Annotated in this window: 2 protein-coding genes; both read left to right on the top strand. The window is 65.5% G+C overall.

The window, feature by feature from the left end; genetic code table 11:
- Nucleotides 1–1,033, top strand: a 1,033-nt coding sequence (gene istA, locus NUV79_RS25130; protein ID WP_257735802.1) for an IS21 family transposase, incomplete at its 5' end; no start/stop codon positions are given.
- Nucleotides 1,033–1,761: an IS21-like element helper ATPase IstB gene (gene istB, locus NUV79_RS25135; protein ID WP_257735803.1), complete on the top strand. Its 729-nt coding sequence runs from the start codon at nucleotides 1,033–1,035 to the stop codon at nucleotides 1,759–1,761. The genes istA and istB, both read left to right, overlap by 1 nt.
- Nucleotides 1,762–1,790: the final 29 nt, after the last annotated feature.

Here is a 1,790-nt window from a genome sequence, read left to right on the forward strand (position 1 = left end):
GCTTTGTCACTCGCGCATGCTGTTCGTGCGGGCCTATCCGCGCGAGAGCCAGGAGATGGTCTTCGACGCCCATGACCGGGCCTTCGCCTTCTTCAAAGGCGCCTGCACGCGCGGCATCTACGACAATATGAAGACCGCGGTGGAGACGATCTTCGTCGGCAAGGAGCGGGCCTATAACCGCCGCTTCCAGCAGATGTGCAGCCATTATCTGGTCGATCCCGTCGCCTGTACGCCGGCCTCCGGCTGGGAGAAGGGACAGGTCGAGAACCAGGTCGGGCTCGTGCGGGAGCGTTTCTTCGCCCCGCGCCTGCGGGTCAAGAACTACGACGAGTTGAACGCCTGGCTGATGGATCAGGTGCTCCGCTATGCCAAGGCTCACCGCCATCCGGAGCAACGTGACCGCACGATCTGGGAGATGTTCGAAGCCGAGCGGCCGAGCCTCGTGCCTTACGCCGGGCGGTTCGATGGCTTCCATGCGCTGCCGGCCTCGGTGTCGAAGACCTGCCTCGTGCGCTTCGACAACAACAAGTACTCGGTCATCGCGAGTGCGGTCGGGCGTCCCGTCGAGATCCGCGCCTATGCCGATCGGATCGAACTGCGCCAGGACGGGCGCCTCGTCGGCGAGCATCCCCGCTGCTACGGCCGCGACCAGACCATCTACGATCCCTGGCACTATGTCCCGGTGTTGGCTCGCAAGCCGGGCGCTCTGCGTAATGGCGCGCCCTTCAAGGATTGGGTTCTGCCCGGCGCGATCGACCGGGTCCGGCGCAAGCTCGCTGCCGTTCAAGACGGCGATCGGCAGATGGTCGAGATCCTCACGGCGGTGCTCAGCGACGGGCTGCCTGCCGTCGAAGCCGCCTGCGCGGACGCTCTGCGGCAAGGCGTCCATTCCGCCGACGTGATCATCAACATCCTGGCCCGGCGCCGCGAGCCCGCGGCAGCGATCACGATCATGACGCCCGATGCCTTGCGGCTGCGCCATGAGCCCGCCGCCGATTGTGCCCGCTACGACAGCCTCAGGAGAGCCGTGTGATGGAACGCTCGGAGATTCTCGCCACCATGGGCGAGCTCAAGCTCTATGGCATGAAGGCCGCCTTCGACGAGATCATCGCCTCGGCGGTAAAGCGCCAGCACGAGCCCCAGCGCGTCGTCGGCGATCTGCTCGCCGCCGAGATCGCCGAGAAGCAGGCTCGTTCGATCAAGTATCAGATCACTATCGCCAAGCTGCCGCTCGCCAAGGACATCGCCGACTTCGCCTTCGACGACACGCCGATCAACGAGGCGCTCGTCCACGATCTCGCTGGCGGCAACTTCCTGGCCCATCAGCGCAATGTCGTCCTCGTCGGCGGCACCGGGACCGGCAAGACCCATCTCGCCATCGCGATCGCCCGGGCCTGCATCCGCGCCGGCGCTCGCGGCCGCTTCTTCAATGTCGTCGATCTCGTCAACAAGCTCGAGGCCGAAGCCCGCGCCGGCCGCCAGGGCCGCATGGCCGATTATCTCGCCCGCATGGACTTCATCGTCCTCGACGAACTCGGCTATCTGCCCTTCGCACAGTCCGGAGGACAACTGCTCTTCCACCTGGTCAGCAGGCTCTACGAGCAGAGCTCCGTCATCGTCACCACCAACCTCGCCTTCGGCGAATGGCCGTCCGTCTTCGGCGACGCCAAGATGACCACCGCGCTCCTCGACCGGCTCACTCATCACTGCGACATCGTCGAGACCGGCAACGAGAGCTGGCGCTTCAAGAACAGGCTCTGAGTTCCCCGCACACCACCGATCCGGAGCCG

It is taken from the genome of Allobosea sp. 47.2.35, from assembly GCF_024655635.1.
Lineage (GTDB): Bacteria > Pseudomonadota > Alphaproteobacteria > Rhizobiales > Beijerinckiaceae > Allobosea.